This is a genomic window from Amycolatopsis sp., assembly GCF_025464955.1.
Lineage (GTDB): Bacteria > Actinomycetota > Actinomycetes > Mycobacteriales > Pseudonocardiaceae > Amycolatopsis.
The window spans coordinates 1-15,496 of record NZ_JAODNM010000068.1; the positions used below are offsets into that span (position 1 = coordinate 1).

Consider the following 15,496-nt stretch of genomic DNA (forward strand, 5'->3'; position numbering starts at 1 on the left):
CGCGCGACTTGTAGGTCTGGTAGTCGCCGTCGAGCGTCTCGCCCATCAGCTTGACGAGCATGCCGGTGTGGTCGGCGGCCAAGAGCGGATCCCAGCGTGAGCCCCAAATGACCTTGATGACGTTCCAGCCGGCGCCGCGGAAGATCCCCTCGAGCTCCTGGATCACCTTGCCGTTGCCGCGCACCGGGCCGTCGAGCCGCTGCAGGTTGCAGTTGATCACGAAGGTCAGGTTGTCGAGGCCCTCGCCGGCGGCCACGTGGATCAGGCCGCGCGATTCCGGCTCGTCCATCTCGCCGTCGCCGAGGAACGCCCAGACGTGCTGGTCGTTGGTGTCCTTGAGGCCGCGGTCGCGCAGGTAGCGGTTGGTCCGCGCCTGGTAGATCGCGTTCATCGGGCCGAGGCCCATGGAGACGGTGGGGTTCTCCCAGAAGTGCGGCATCAGACGCGGGTGCGGGTACGACGGCAGCCCGCCGCCCTCGCCCGCGTGCGAATACTCCTGGCGGAAACCGTCGAGCTGCTGCTCGGTGAGCCTGCCCTCGAGGAACGCGCGGGCGTAGATGCCGGGGGAGGCGTGGCCCTGGATGTAGATCTGGTCGCCGCCGCCGGAGTGGTCCTTGCCGCGGAAGAAGTGGTTGAAGCCCACCTCGTAGAGCGCGGCGGACGAAGCGTAGGTCGAAATGTGACCGCCGACACCCACGCCAGGGCGCTGCGCGCGGTGCACCATGATGGCCGCGTTCCAGCGGATGTACGCCCGGTAGCGGCGCTCGATCTCCTCGTCGCCGGGGAACCAGGGTTCGTTCTCGGTCGGGATGGTGTTGACGTAGTCCGTCGACGTCAGCGCCGGGACTCCGACGTTGCGCTCACGCGCGCGCTCCAGCAGCCTCAGCATCAGGTACCGGGCGCGTTGCTGGCCGCCTCGGGCGAGTGCCTCGTCGAAGGAGTCGAGCCATTCGGCTGTCTCCTCGGTGTCGATGTCGGGCAGGTGCGCCGCCAATCCGTCACGGATCACGCGTACGCGTGCCGGGGCCTCCTTGGGGGAGGCGCCGTCGTTCTGCGAGGCCAAGGGATCTCCTTGCGAAAAGTTGTAGCTGGTCATGCTCGTACAAAACTCAGCAGGCGAGCGTTACTCGCCATCGTTGCCGCAAACACTGCCCGGAGTCACCAGTACTGAGCGGTAACCTCCGTCAACCCCGCTGCGACACCCCCGACCTGCGGATGTACCGCGCGCGCGATATCAAGTCCACCCTATGCGAGACCCCCGGCGGCACGCCGCCCGCGCTGCCCGAGTGGGTCCGGATTCACCTCGCGTGGGGCGTGCGCGAGGTGTCATGATGCCCGTACGCTGCGACACAGGTTGCCGCCGATCCGGTGTGGACGGTTGCGCGCGGCGCCTCACCAGTGTTCGCTATCGGACATCCGTATACCCGAGTGTGACGGCCGCCAGCGTTTTGGTCGTCGCACTCCTTCGTAGTTGGAGGAGTGACAGCAGTGGTCGCCGCAGGAGACGCTGAACAAAGCAGCGTCGCCGAGAGGCTTGGCATCAAGCCGGACATGGTGGTCCAGGAGATCGGCTGGGACGAGGACGTCGACGACGACCTCCGTGCCGCGATCGAGGAACAGATCGGTGGTGACATCCTCGACGAGGATGCCGACGAGGTCATCGAAGTCGTGCTGCTCTGGTGGCGCGACGACGACGGTGACCTGGTCGACGCCCTGATCGACGCCAAGACGCCGATGGCCACCGACGGGGTCATCTGGGTACTGACACCGAAGAACGGCCAGCCTGGGCACGTCGAACCGAGTGACATCGCGGAAGCGGTGTCGACGGTCGGACTGGCCCAGACATCCAACATCAGTGCCGCACCGGGCTGGTCCGGTACTCGATTGGTGCCGCCGAAGTCGAACACCAAACGCTGACCCCCCGGCGGGCCCCGCCTAGGTCCGCTCACACGATAGGGTTGAGACAGCAGGCTTGTTCAGCGCGTTCGAAAATGCTCGAAGGGATGCCCAGACATGGCAGTCGAGGTCGGTACCCAGGCCCCGGATTTCACCCTCAACGACTACAACAAGCAGGCGGTGAAGCTGTCGTCGTTCCAGGGTGACAAGCCGGTACTGCTGGTTTTCTACCCGTTCGCCTTCAGCGGCATCTGCACCGGCGAGCTGTGCCAGCTGCGCGACGAGTTCGCCGAGTACGACGGCCAGGGCGTCCAGGTGCTCGGTGTGTCTGTCGACACACCGTTCTCCCTCAAGGCGTGGGCCGAGCAGCAGGGTTACCAGTTCCCACTGCTGTCGGACTTCTGGCCGCACGGTGCCGTCGCCACGACCTACGGCGTCTTCAACGAGGCGGCCGGTCTGGCCAACCGCGGCACGTTCCTGATCGACAAGGACGGCATCGTCCGCTACGCCGAGGTCAACCAGCCCGGTGAAGCGCGCGACCAGCAGTCCTGGAAGAAGGCCGTGGCCGAACTGGCCTGAGTCTTGCCGGTGGCGCCCCCGGTCGGGGGCGCCACCTTCCCGGGCGCATAGCTCAGCGGGAGAGCACTCGGTTTACACCCGAGCGGTCGTAGGTTCGATCCCTACTGCGCCCACCACCTCTGACCAGCACCGGAGCAAAAACCAAGATCAACAAAATCCGGTTTGACATCAATTTTGACATCAGTTGCAAAACGCACGTAATTCTGATCCCCCCGAAACTGGCACTGAAACGCCCATTTCGGGCGGTGCTCGGTGGTCTCGAATCTGGCGCTTGGCCGCCATCCTCGCCTCCCCGGGGGGAGCCCGCGACTCCGACGACCGAAAGTCTCATTGTCGACGGTCACGTAATTCCCCCGGGGCTGCCGTCAGGTAATTCCTCCACCGGTGGGCCTCGGATGTAGGTGTACCTGTTTGTCGGGGCGTTGTCTAGCTGGCGGTGCGGCCGGGTCGTTTGCGGGGTCGGTAACTGGGTCCGTCCATCAGGATCTGGTGGCTGGTGTTGATGAGCCGATCAAGCAGCGATTCCGCGACGACCGGGTTGGGGAACAGGTTGTACCAGTCCTTGGGCGCGCGGTTGCTGGTCAGGATCAGCGGTTTGCCGTTGACGGCTCGATCGCTGATCAATTCGTAGAGGTCATCGGCATGCATCGCGGTGTGCTCACGCATGGCGAAGTCGTCAAGGATGAGCACGAGAGGTTTGGTGTACTCGCGGATGCGTTGACCCCAGGACCGGTCGGCGTGACCACCGGCCAAGTCGGAAAGAACACGGGAGGTTTTCGCGAACCGAACATCACCACCACGGCGCGCGACAGCATGTCCGAGTGCTTGTGCCACATGAGTTTTCCCGACACCGACGGGCCCGAACAGGATCACCGACTCGGCGGCGTCGAGCCACCGCAGGGCACCGAGGTCACGCAGCATCGCGGCGGGCAGCTTCGCGTTGGCGGCAAAGTCGAAGCTTTCGAAGGTGGACTGTTCCTCGAACTTCGCTCGACGGATCCGCCGGGTCAGTGCGGCCGATTCGCGCCGGGTGATTTCATCTTCGCAGAGCACTTGCAGGAATTCGAGGTGCCCGAGGGTGCCGTCGCGGGTTTGGGCGAGACGAGCATCAAGGGTGTCGAGCATGCCTGTCAGCTTCAGGGTGCGTAACGCGGTGCGCAGCGCTGGATCGAGAACGTTCATAAGTGCTGTTCTCCCGGATATATGGTCGAATTGTGGTGTGGAGGTGAGCGAATCGACGGTTGCTTTAGGCGCTGGCGTTGTCCGCGTCGAACTGTGCTGGCCCGCGCAGAAACGCCGGCGCCGTCGCGGGCGGCGAACTTGTCGCCGGTTCGTCGCCGTGTTCAGTGCCGGCAGCGAGGATTCCTTTGATCGTGCGATAACTCGGATCGCCGACCTCGGCGGCACGTGCGCACGCGGCCTCAAGCCGGGCATCGTCGAACTCTTTGCGCAGAGCGAGCACGCCTTGGGCGCTGCGGAGCCGGGAGATCGCGTTGACCGCCATGAACGCGGCGATCACCCCGACGCAGGACGGTCCGATCTCAGCGGCGACGCGGCGGCACCAGGTGGGGTTGCGCATGTGGAAGGCGATCTTCTCCGGCGGATAGTGCTCGAAGTCGGTAGCCCGCCCCGACCGATGCGCCACATGGGTAGCCACGACCTCACCCTCGTGCACGATCTGCACGAGGTCGCCGCAACTGCGGGCATGGACCTGGGCTCCGATCAGCCGCCACGGCACCGAATACAGGGCCTTGCCGACCTTGACGTGGCAGTCGACAGCTACCTTCCCCGTCGACCACGTCGCGAGCTGAAAACCGTTGACAGGTAAGGGAATCAGTGCAGATCGTTCGACCGCTTCGAACACTGCGGCGGGCTGCGCACCCTCCAGCGCACGGCTGTGGCGGGTCCCGGCGACCTCTCGGCACCAGCGGATCGCCTCGGCCTGCATCGCGGCCAGTGACGCGAACTGCCGACCGGCCCAGAATGAGTCCCGCACGTACTGCATCGGGCGTTCGACCCGCGGTTTGTCCTTCGGTTTGCGTGCTCGTGCCGGATCGACCAGCGTGTCGTAGTGCGCGGCGAGTTCCGCGTAGGCCTTGTTGATCTTCGGGTCGTAGAGGTCTGGCTTGTCGACGCCGGTTTTGAGGTTGTCGGGCACCAGCCTGGAGGGAACCCCGGTGAAGAACTCGAACGCGGCCACATGTGAGGCACATCAAGAGGGTTGGTCCATCCGGATCACCGGTTGCACGAACAGGTGCCGAGAGCAGGACAGCACCATGACAAACGCCCACACCGCGACCCGCCTGCCGGTGGCCGGGTCCAGCCACATGCCCAGCCGTCCGTAGTCGATCTGCGCTTCCGAGCCTGCCTCGACGGCACCGCGCGGCACGGTTACTTTCTCCCGCGCTGATTCCTCCGACAGGTTCGCGCCAATCCATCGCCGGACAGAGGATTCCGACGCATCCACGGTGTGGTCGTCGCGGAGGCGTTGGGCGATGGTCGCGACCGTGACGTCGGCGGCGAGCCAGGTGACGATCCGGTCGCGGTGAGCCTCGATCCGCGGCCAGGTCGTGGCGCGTAGTCCCGGGTCGGCGATTTCGGGAAACCATCGCGCGATGTGCTCGGACCATTGCTGGTCGGTGGCCGGGTCGCTGCCGGGCAGTAGCGACTCCTCGATGGCCGGTGCCAGGTACTTCGCGACAGTCTTGCGGTCGATCCCCAGACTCTCGGCGAGCTGGCGCTGCGACCGTCCGGCATGCCAATGGGTGAACAACTCGATCAGGTCGAACACGTCGAAACTTCTCCTCGCCATCGGCGCCCTTCCCTCACGTGACCGTGAGGGCGAGCGAACCTGCGTGTGAGGCCTACAACCGACTGCCACACCGCCACAGGTGGGGGAATTACGTGACCGCTGACAGGTGTACAGCGGGTGGGCCCGCTCGCGCGAGTCCAGCATGACGGCCTGCAGGTATTCGACATAGTGAGTGCCGATCGGCGACGCGAGGAGGTTTTATTGTTGATGCGATGCCGAGATCGGGTCGGCGCTGGAGCATGCGGAATCTAGTGTGCCGATGTCGGGTTGGCGGTGGTGGACACGCGGTAGAACACGTTGGCCGCCACCACCAGGACGACGGGGGATGGGGTGTTCGGCGCGGCGACGGCTTGGAAGCCGCTGGTGCCGGCGTCCGGGTGATCGAGACCGGTGATGCCGCCGCCTGCGACTGTGCCGGTTCCGTCGGTCACGAGGACACAGGTTGTCGGAGTGCCGCTGATGGTGGCCCATCCGGAGATGATGCTGCCCGGGGCGGTGGTCTGCTGGTCGAGGGTGCCGCGGTTGAGGCTGGCGCTGGTGGAACCGGGGAGTACTTGGACCGTGGTGAGGTCGATGTGACTGCCGAGTTCGTGGTGGCCGCAGCCGAGGGTGAAGGCAGCGGTGAACGGGTAATCGTGCAGGGCCCGTGCGGCGGGTATGGCGGTGGGTTCGATGTGCAGGGCGTTCAACGCGGCAGTGGCGTTGACGCGCAGGGCGACGCCGACGAGTTGCAGGGGTGCGTAGCTGCGTTTGACGGCGTCGGCGGTCGTTCCGCCGATGGCGTGGGTCAGCAGCGCGACGGTGAGGGTGCCAGCCACGAGATGGCGGGTGGGCAGCTTCGGTCGGTGCAGCGCGAGGAGGGTGAGCAGAGCACAGGTGGCCAGGGCGGCGACGATGACATACCGGCTGATGAGACCGACGTTGCCGTTGGGGACGTCCGAGCTGGTGCGGCCGAGGCCGAGCATCACGGCAAGCGCAGCGGCGTAGAGCGCCACACCGATCCAGCCCGCGCTGGGGCCCTCGGGCGCCGAGTCGACAGCGCGTGCTCGCGTGGGTGACCAGCTCAGCAGTACCAGTGCGGCCAGGGTGATGCCGCCGGCGATGATCGCCACGACTGGGACGTCGGCGGACCACAGGCCGCCCAGCGCCGCGGTGATGACCGACAGGCGACCGTCGGGGTCGAAGGCGGAGCTCGCCAGCGACTGCTGCGCCGCGGGCTTCGTCGCGAACCACAGCGCGAACACCACGACCCCGATGATCGCGGGGACGACCGCCTTGAGGGTGGGGCTTCGCCGCAGCCAGGCGACCAGCGCGATCGAGAACCACGCGGGGAACGCCGCGCCGAAGCACAGGCAGCCGACGGCCGCCGCTACGCAGGCGGCCCAGGGGCGGTCGTGGTGGGCGAGGGCGATGGCGAGCACGCTGAACAGGACGGCCGGGACCCAGCTGATGCCGTTGGTTCCTTGCAGCCACAGTTCCGCCGCGTGCGAGGACAGCATCAGGAAGGCGAAGGCGGTGGTCAGTGTCGCACGCTTCACCGGGCCGAGCGAGGCCGGCAGCATCGTGCGCAGCAGCACCACCACCGCGGCCATCATCGCCACCGTCAGCAGGGTGAGCACGCGGTTGTCACCGCCGAACCAGGCAGCGTCCGCCCAGAACAGCAGCGAGGGCAGGACGAACGGCTGGTCCAGGTGATAGGTGAACAGCTGAGCCGGGATCAGGGAGCCGTCGTCGGTGGTGACCTTCGCCAGCACGTGCCAGTAGTCAAGCAGCTCATGCACCCGGGGCGCCCGCACCGCGGCCAGCGCCGCGAGAGCCAGCGGCACAATACACACAATTGTGAGCAGCGCCACAGGTATTTTGTTGATGGAATCCCGGGCGCGATCGCTATAGGGAATAGGTCCTGACTCGGCAACCTCCGAAAGGACGGTTTCCGGTGAACGTTCTGACCGCAGGCCGCCTGTCATGAATTACTCTCTGTCGTGATTTTAGGGTTCTTGCCTACAGTTCTCTGTCGCGGACAACCTACGTCGCGCCTGGCGAAGGCTAGCGTGTGCCGTTCAGCGGTGCTGTGACCAGGCTGAGGCTACCCTGTGAGAATCCTGTGAACTCTCCTTTATGCGTGCCGGATTAAGGCCATATGAGAACTGTATGTCGGATTTAAAGTAACGAAAGGGTGACGGTCGTGAAGAAGTTGCCGGTTCGCGTAACAACCGGGTGAGGTAGTGGCGATGAGCGTCCCGGATGCCTTGACGCTTTTCTGTTCACTCAAGCTCCCGATTTTTTAGCGGGAAACAATGCGGTTTCCCAGATACGCCGAATGGGTGAAGATGCGGCAGAAGAGTTCCCTTCTGCCGTTCCAACGTGCGCCGTCATGGTCGCGTTTCTTTCGAGGGGTTTTCGTGCGTTCGTTACATCGTGATCGAGCCTGGACGTATGTCCGTGGGCTTGTCTTGCTCATAGTGTCCGTGGTGGTGCTGGCGTCGACGAGTGTGGTGCCGGCAGTAGCGTCCCAACCACCGCCCGCACCGCACCGGATCGACCCGCGCGACGTCCCGGTGCTCAACTCCGCACCGGCTGCGCCCGCCCCGGTCAGTGGGAGCCAGAAGGCGGACTTCACGCCACTGACCAAGCTGGCCGGGAGCGCGACCAGCCATTTCGATGCGCAGCGCTCGCGCGTCATCTCCCAATCGACATTCGTCACCGAGTACGTCAACCCCGACGGTACGCACTCGATGCGCCAGTCCACCGAGCCACTCAACGTGCAGGACGCCGCCGGGAAGTGGCAGGCGATCAACACGACGTTGCAGGTCAACCCGGCATCGCGCCGCGCCGCGGCCGACCACCACCCGCTGAGCCCGTCGCTGGCGTCCAATGCTAATGACCCCGCTGTCCTGCAGGTCCAGGCCGGCGCGGACAAAGCCAGCCTCGCCTTCGACAAGGCAACCCCCGCCCCGGCCGCAGTAACCGGTGACTCGGTGGCGTACGCCAATGTCGCCCCCAACACTGACCTGGACTACGAAGTCACGCCCAGCGCGGTCAAGGAGACCATCAAGCTCAAACGGGCTCCCGCCGACGGCAACTCCTCGTGGCGCTTCCGCCTGAGCACCCAAGGCCTGACGCCGAAGATCGACAAGTCCGGCGCGGTGCTGCTGACCGACATCACCGGTGCGACGAAGATCGTCATCCCGCCGGTGGAGACCTGGGACTCGTCGGGCAACGACCAGACCGGGCCCGCGATCACCGGCGGCAGCTACACGCTGGACAACGCCGGCGACGCTTGGTGGCTCACCGTGGCGGTCGACAGCACGTGGCTGCACGACAGCAAGCGCGTCTACCCGGTCCACGTCGACCCCACCTTCACCTTCGGCGTTACCGAATCGCACGCCTACCGCTCCGACGGCACCGTCTGCGACAGCTGCGGACTGCGGATCGGCAACAGCCAGGCCAACGGCGACACCTACAACCGCGCCGTCTTCCACGTCGACTACTCGTCGCTGTTCGGCAAGACCGTCGTCAACGCCCGGATGGACGTCACCCGCAACACCGACACCACCGGCTCGGTCAAGACCTGGAACGCCGACCTCTACCAAGCCTCCGCGTTCAACTACAACGGCGTCGGTGGCTACATGGCCAGCGCCCTTGTCGGCGACGTCGGCAGTTTCAACGGCGAAGGCCTCACCGGGTTCATGCGCGCCCGGGTCAACGCCAAAGACAGCACCGCGTTCTTCATGATGGTCGGCACCGAACAAGCCGGCACCTTCACCTACAAGCACCTCGACGCCACGCTGACCGTCGACACCGGCACACCGGCCCCCGCCCCGACCCTGGTCTCACCCGCCGACGGCAGTGTCCTGACGACCATGACACCGACGCTGGCCGTGAACGCGGTCAAGGACCCCGACGGAGACCCCGTCACGTACTGCTTCAAGGTCGCCACCGGCGCTGACGCCAAGTCCGGTGTCGTCGTCGAATCGGGCTGCCTGGCGACACCGACCTGGACCGTTCCCGACGGGGTGCTGCAGGACGGTGTGGCCTACACCTGGCAGGCCGCCGCCTACAGTGGCGCGACGTCGGTCTCGCCCACCTGGATCGGGCACTTCAAGGTCGACCAGCGCATCGGCGACCACGGACCGTCGCCGGTCGACACGGCCGGTCCGGTCACGGTGAATATGGCCAACGGCAACGTGTCGACTTCGGAGGCCACACCGACGTTCACCACGGTCGGTGGCAACGCGGGGCTGAACTTCACCTACAACTCCCAGCAGCACGACCCCAAGGGGCTGCGGGCGTCGTATTTCGCGGACCTGTCGCACAACGGCAACATCAACCCCGCGCAGCAGCCCGTGCTGACCCGCACCGAGCCGCAGGTCAACGTCGACTGGGGTACCGACTCCCCGTTCGCGCCGGCGCTGGCCCCGAGCTACTTCGTCGTCCGGTGGGAGGGTTTCTTCCAAGCCCCGGTCGCCGGGACCTACCAGTTCGCCGGCGTCCACGATGATGCGGCGCAGGTGTGGATCAACGGCACCCAGGTGTACAAGAGCACCGGACCCAGTGATCTGAACTGGACCCAGGCCACAGGGGTCGCGCTGACCGCCGGGCAGCGGGTACCCATCAAGGTCGAACTGGCCCAGGTCACCGGTCCGTCGAGGATGCGGCTGTTCACCCGCACCACCGCTGGAACCGCGCTGCCCGAGCAGATCGTCCCCGCGGACTGGCTGTTCACCAGCGACCTCCCCGCCCTGCCACAAGGCTGGACGTTGTCGGCCGACGTCGACGGTGACGGTACGAGTTACACCGACGCCAAGGTCACCGACCAGACCATCGTGCTCACCGACGCCTCGGGTGCCAAGCACACTTGGACGAAGAAGAGCACCGGCGGCTACACCCCACCACAGGACGAGGACGGGATCCTCTCCCTCGACACCAACGGTCTGATCACGCTGACCGAAGGCGGCTCGATGTTCACCTTCCGCGCCGACGGGAAACTCGACACCCAGTCATCGGCGGCGGACTCACGCAAACCCGCGGCCCTGCAGAACATCTACGACGGCACCCCATCACGGTTGGCTCAGATCAAGGACCCGGTCTCCGGTCGCGCCCACGTGCTGCACTACAACCGGGCCGGCGACGACTGCTACGGCGGCGTGACCCCGCCGGCAGGGTCGGATGCGTTGCCGCCTGCTCAGATGCTGTGTCGCATCACCTACTGGGACGGCACCGAATCTCGTCTCTGGTACGCACAGGGGCGGCTGGCCCGGATCGAGGATCCCGGGGCTGAGGACAACGACTACGGCTACGACGCCACCGGCCTGCTGACCTCGCAGCGGTCCTCGTTGGTCAACGACTGGATCGCTGCGGACCCCGCCAATCGCACTACCGCAGCGGACGTGCGCACCGACGTCACCTATGACACCTCAACTGGCAAACCCAAGGCCCACCTTCTGACCGGGCCGGCACCTCTTCCTGGCCAGCCACGCCCGGGAAAGACCTACCGGTATGACCCGGCGAACCTGCAGACATTCACCGATTCGGCTGGGCTGAACCCCGCCATCGGATTCTCGAGCAAGGTTACTTACGACGGCGCGGACCGGACCCTGTCGACAACAGATGCGACAGGAAGGACAACGAGCCAAGAGTGGGGTCCGAAAGATCTCCAGCTCTCCTCGACCGACTCCGCCGGAAGGAAATCGACCACGGTGTATGACTACGCCGACCGGCCGACGGACTCCTACGGCCCCGGACCGACGTCGTGTTTCACCGGCCAAGTACCGACAACCGCGTGCGCGGGGACTTTGGCGCACACCCACACTGGCTATGACGAAGGCGTCAACGGCCTGAGCGCGGCGTTCTACAACAACCTGACGCTCTCAGGCGCCCCGGCCGTCTACCAAACCGGTATCGGGCCGGCTGACGGCACGGTCCAGAGCCCGTGGGAAAACAGCACGGCCGTCACACCGGGCCTGAACGCGGACGGGTTTTCACTTAGGCTGACCGGTGACATCGTGTTCCCCGCGGCAGGGGACTACGTGTTGCGGGCCAACGTCGACGACGGCATCCGGATGTGGATCGATGACCAGCTGGTCATGGACTACTGGCAAATCTCCGGCGCGACGATGCGCACGGCCACGGTCCACAACGACTCGGCCGGGCAGGCCAAGAAGATCCGCATCGACTACTACGACAACGCCGGCTACGCCAAGCTCGACCTCAACTGGACGACTCCTGCTGGCGTTCAGCAACTTGTTCCCGGTGCCCAGCTTCGGCCACGGTACGGGCTCAAGACCTCCACCACGACCTCAGAGTCCGACGGCGTGCCGGACAAGGTCGTTAGCGCGCAATATGCCCAGTCTGGTCTGGACGCAACCTACGGCCTGGCGACCAGCGCTACCACCGGTGCTGGCACGGAAGGGCTGACGGCGAAGAACGGCTACGAAGCGCCGGGTTCGGGCTATCTGCGCAAGGTCTCTAAGACCATGCCGACTGGAGCCACCACCACGTACTCGAACTACGGGGACACGGAAACACGCGCTAACCCCTGCGTCGCAGGTAGCCCCGCGGTCAACCAGGGCGGCATGTCCAAACTGACCAGATCAGCCGCCCCGGCCACCGGGACGGCGCGAGTCGACGAACAAGTCTATGACGCTTCCGGCAGGGTCGTCGCCAAATCAACGTCCGGCGATTGGATCTGCACAACCTACGACGCCCGCGATCGGGTCGTTGCAGTCAAGACACCCGCCAACCCGACGGCGGGAGAGCGAACGGTGACCACCAACTACGCTGTAGGCGGTGACCCACTAACCACGGCAGTGTCGGACACCGCCGGAACAGTCACGACCCGCCTGGACCTGCTCGGCCGCACGGTGTCCTACATCGATGTCTACGGCACCAAAACCGATACGTCCTTTGATCAGATCGGGCGCGTATTGTCACAGAAGGTCACACCACCTAACCCCGCTGACTCGCCGCAGGTAGCCACCCCTTCCTACGACGACGCAGGGCGGACCCTGACCACGAAACTCGACAACACGGTGCTGGCTACTTCGACCTACGACGGGGCCGGAGAGCTGTCAGCCGTGGCCTACTCGAACGGGTCAGCGCTCTCGGCGATCGGGAAGAACCCGGCAGGGGATGTGACATCGTCGACGTGGACCACCAGTGATGATAAGACGGTGGTGTCTCAAGTCAGCCGGACGAGGTCCGGCACGATCTTCGACGAGCAGCTCGGAGGCGTAGACGCGCATCCCAACGGTCCCAACTACCTCTACGACTCGGTCGGAAGACTGACCGAAGCGTATGTAGCAGGTCACCACTACACCTACGACTTCACATCGAACGCGTCCGCAGCATGCCCGGCTGGCAGTCAAGCCAACGCGGGGCTCAACACAAACCGGGTCCGCCTGCTCGACCAGACAGCCGCCGGTACCGCGGAGACCGATTCGTGCTACGACGCGGCGGACCGGGTCCTCGCCACCACAGGAGCGAACGCGCTCACCGGGTTCGGCTACGACACACACGGCAACACCACCCAATTCACGTCCGGTGGATCGACAACCTACCTCGGCTACGATGCCGCGGACCGTCACCTCACCGCCCGCACCACGGGAGCAGACCCTGCTGATGTGACCTACGTGCGTGACGCGACCGACCGCATCACCAGGCGTGCGGCCACACAGGGTGACTCCACCGCCGACGCCCTCTACTCATTCACCGGAGCCGGCGACAGCCCAGCCTTCGTACTGGCCAGCGACAAACGGATCCTGACACGCACCATCAGCTTGCCGGGTGGAGTCCTCTACACCGACAAGGGCAGCGCCGACACCGGACAACCCAACTGGGATGCGCCGACGACCCGAGGCGATCTCAGTCTGACCCTCGACAACGCCGGACATCAGGTCGGCGCGCTGCGCACCTACACACCGTTCGGCGAACCGCTAGCCGCTGACGGAACCGTCGACACCGACAACGTTCCCGACAACCAGCCCGGCCAGATGGACTACGGCTGGCTCGGACAGCACCAACGCGGCTATGAACATGCCGGTGCGTTGTCCATAGTCGAGATGGGTGCACGGCCATACAGCCCGCTGCTCGGCAGGTTCTTGTCAGTCGACCCGGTGGAAGGCGGCTCCGCTAACGACTACGACTACGTTTCCGGAGACCCCATCAACACCACGGACCTTAATGGACAATGGCCAGATTGGCTTAATCACGCCGTCAGTTCTGTTGGTCACTTTGTTGCCGCCAACTGGCGCCCGATTGTGGCTGCAGTTGTCACTGTTGCAGCCGCCGCTGGCGCTATCGCCTGCGGTGTCAGCGTGGTATGCGGAGTAATCGTCGGTGCCGCTGCCGGATTCGCCACATACGCGGCGAACAACGCCGGCACAAAAAACTGGTCGTGGGGCGCTGCGATCAGGAGCACGGTTATCGGCGGAATCATGGGTGCGGTCGGCCCCGGACGCGCGCTAAAGGGTGCTAATTCTTCTATTGGGCGGCGCACGGCGCAGACGGTGCGCGGCAGGGTTTCCTATAGAAAGCCAATATTCTACCGTGGTCGGCATTGGAACCCGACATCGCGTGGTTGGTATCGGTGGCGCCCGTGGCGCTGAGTAGCCTCGTAGTCGCGATTTCGTTACGTCAAAGTTAAGGAATGCTGATGAAGTCAAGGTTTCCGAAGGTAACTTTCGGGAGAGTTGCCGTCCTCTTGCTGTGTGTCGGAATAGCTTTGGCTATAAACTTCTCGCTGGCCAGCTCTTGGGGTCCCGGACTCTGTGCCGGCTTCATTGTGTTGGCTAGTTCGATTTTGGCGCAGCGTTGGCGACAGCAAGACGCGATTGACGGTGGTAGTTCGGATCATCAAGAATAAGTTGAGTAGCTAAGTAAATCCGAAGGGAGTCGAGCATTGCTCGACTCCCTTCGGGTATTCAGGCGCCTTGGCACCTGTGTGTGAAAAATTCGGGCAATCGGATCTTCTGGTAGCCCTTGATGGATCGCCAGCTGTTCGATTTTGCATTTAGCATGATTTCTGGGCAAGTCTCGAATGTTTCTGGTTTCCATTGAATTGACAAGTTTGTTCTTCGATGTGATGCAAGGAGTCGGTAATGACAAAACGTGTAAAGCGTGGGCTGGTAGTGATTGGTTTGGCTGGAGTGGTTGCGGCTGGACTGACGACTATGGCCGGTCCTCAAGCGTCAGTTAGTGCGTCGCCGCTCCTTGTGTCTGACACGGCGATGGTGAGCACGCCATTGCATCCCGAAGCGGATTACATGGGATCGTCTGTTCCAGCGTTCGAGCGCGCGGCTGCTCCAAAGCTGCAGCCGGAAGCAAAGTCTGCGAACGCGGTAGCTGGTACGCCAGGGCTGGATGTCAGTCATTACCAGAATCAAGTGGACTGGAACGCAGTAGCTGCTAATGGTGCGAAGTTCGCCTACGTGAAGGCTACCGAGGGGACGACGTACCTCGATCCGCAGTTCGCCGCGAACTACACCGGCTCGGCGAACGTCGGACTCAAACGAAGCGCCTATCACTTCGGGCTGCCGGACCAAGCGTCCGGCGTGGACCAGGCAACGTTCTTCGTCGCTCACGGCGGCGGGTGGAGCAACGACGGGAAGACGCTCCCGCCGGCCCTCGACATCGAGTACAACCCCTACTCGACGGCAGACTGGGCCGGATGGTGCTACAACCGGACGCCCGCGCAGATCAGGGCCTGGATCAACGATTTCATCACCACGGTGCACACCCATGCGCACCGCTGGCCGGTCATCTACACGACCCGCGGCTGGTGGAGTCACTGCACGGGTAGCAATACGACCATTCCGGTCAACTCCCCGCTGTGGATCGAACCGGTCGCGTCCGACGCCGGCGGCCCGCCGGGGATGCCGGCCGGTTGGAGCGCGTACACGTTCTACCAGTGGGCCCACTCAGGGACGTTCCCCGGCGATCAGGACGTCTTCGCCGGCACGGTCAGCCAGCTGGCTGCGTTCGCTGCCGGGACGACCCCGGCCAAGCTCGACGAACACTAGAAGCGGGCATGACAGTCAGTCGTCGACCGCGTTGTGGGCACGCGCTGGTCGGTGCCCGTATTCATGTGCCGGAAGAGCAACTCGCCGACGCCGGGGACCGTGCGGCGCTCGGCATCCCCGCTGGCGTGGAGTTCATGACCAAACCGCAGTTGGCTCAGGACATTCTCGCCGACATGATCGCCGACGCGAC

At 64.7% G+C, this 15,496-nt stretch carries 6 protein-coding genes, 1 tRNA gene and 3 pseudogenes; 6 read left to right on the forward strand and 4 right to left on the reverse strand.

The features are described 5' to 3' along the window. Positions 1 to 1,063: pseudogene (locus JWQ81_RS15690) on the reverse strand (pyruvate dehydrogenase (acetyl-transferring), homodimeric type); the annotation flags it as partial. A 425-nt stretch (positions 1,064 to 1,488) separates the two neighbouring features. Here JWQ81_RS15690 and JWQ81_RS15695 point away from each other — a divergent pair. The 3 genes from JWQ81_RS15695 to JWQ81_RS15705 all read left to right on the forward strand — a co-directional run bounded on the left by JWQ81_RS15695 (position 1,489) and on the right by JWQ81_RS15705 (position 2,591). Beyond that, positions 1,489 to 1,917, forward strand: a complete 429-nt coding sequence (locus JWQ81_RS15695) for a DUF3052 domain-containing protein (RefSeq protein WP_297542077.1) — start codon at positions 1,489 to 1,491, stop codon at positions 1,915 to 1,917. 96 nt (positions 1,918 to 2,013) lie between these two features. Further along, entirely contained in the window at positions 2,014 to 2,475 is a 462-nt protein-coding gene (locus tag JWQ81_RS15700; protein ID WP_297542079.1) for a peroxiredoxin, read from the forward strand. A 41-nt stretch (positions 2,476 to 2,516) separates the two neighbouring features. Then, positions 2,517 to 2,591: transfer RNA gene (locus tag JWQ81_RS15705), tRNA-Val, on the forward strand. 310 nt (positions 2,592 to 2,901) lie between these two features. Here the strand turns inward: JWQ81_RS15705 and istB are convergent. From istB to JWQ81_RS15720, 3 genes and pseudogenes are all read right to left on the reverse strand, one after another. Continuing rightward, on the reverse strand, positions 2,902 to 3,657 hold the full coding sequence (gene istB, locus JWQ81_RS15710; protein ID WP_297542081.1) for an IS21-like element helper ATPase IstB: 756 nt from the start codon (positions 3,655 to 3,657) through the stop codon (positions 2,902 to 2,904). Positions 3,658 to 3,721: 64 nt separating this feature from the next. Next, positions 3,722 to 5,266 (reverse strand): annotated as a pseudogene (istA, locus tag JWQ81_RS15715) (IS21 family transposase). 269 nt (positions 5,267 to 5,535) lie between these two features. Next, positions 5,536 to 7,113: a DUF2079 domain-containing protein gene (locus tag JWQ81_RS15720; protein ID WP_297542083.1), complete on the reverse strand. Its 1,578-nt coding sequence runs from the start codon at positions 7,111 to 7,113 to the stop codon at positions 5,536 to 5,538. Between the two features lie 636 nt (positions 7,114 to 7,749). Between JWQ81_RS15720 and JWQ81_RS15725 the strand changes: the two genes are divergently transcribed. From JWQ81_RS15725 to JWQ81_RS15735, 3 genes and pseudogenes are all read left to right on the forward strand, one after another. Continuing rightward, a complete protein-coding gene (locus JWQ81_RS15725; protein ID WP_297542085.1) occupies positions 7,750 to 13,893 on the forward strand; it encodes a PA14 domain-containing protein in 6,144 nt (2,047 codons plus the stop codon). A gap of 750 nt (positions 13,894 to 14,643) precedes the next feature. Further along, positions 14,644 to 15,306, forward strand: a complete 663-nt coding sequence (locus JWQ81_RS15730; RefSeq protein WP_297542087.1) for a GH25 family lysozyme — start codon at positions 14,644 to 14,646, stop codon at positions 15,304 to 15,306. An 8-nt stretch (positions 15,307 to 15,314) separates the two neighbouring features. Further along, a pseudogene (locus JWQ81_RS15735) lies at positions 15,315 to 15,496 on the forward strand (hypothetical protein); the annotation flags it as partial.

Coding starts and splice junctions, on each gene's coding strand:
- JWQ81_RS15700 (WP_297542079.1), top strand. CDS start 2,014: ATGGCAGTCGAGGTCGGTACCCAGGCCCCGGATTTCACCCTCAACGAC.
- istB (WP_297542081.1), bottom strand. CDS start 3,657: ATGAACGTTCTCGATCCAGCGCTGCGCACCGCGTTACGCACCCTGAAG.